The following is a 207-nucleotide window of genomic DNA, read 5'->3' as shown; positions in this document are numbered from 1 at the left end:
GCTGAAGCTCAAGCAGCGGCTAAGGCTCAAGAAGCAGCTAAAGCTCGTGAAGTAGCTAAAGCTCAAGAGGCAGCTGAAGCTCGTGAAGCAGCTAAGGCTCAAGAAGCAGCTGAAGCTCGTGAAGCGGCTAAGGCTCAAGAAGCGGCTAAAGCTAAAAAACCAGCTACACAACAACCTGTTGCAAAAGAAACTGAAACAAGTGCACCA

The 207-nt window shown here is 49.3% G+C and carries 1 pseudogene; it reads left to right on the top strand.

The features are described 5' to 3' along the window. Positions 1-207: pseudogene (locus MR107_RS31280) on the top strand (enterotoxin); the annotation flags it as partial.

This window comes from Bacillus cereus group sp. BfR-BA-01441 (assembly GCF_022663075.1).
GTDB lineage: Bacteria > Bacillota > Bacilli > Bacillales > Bacillaceae_G > Bacillus_A > Bacillus_A cereus.
Note: the sequence above shows the minus strand (reverse complement) of the source record. Positions and strands in the feature narration are given on the sequence as shown.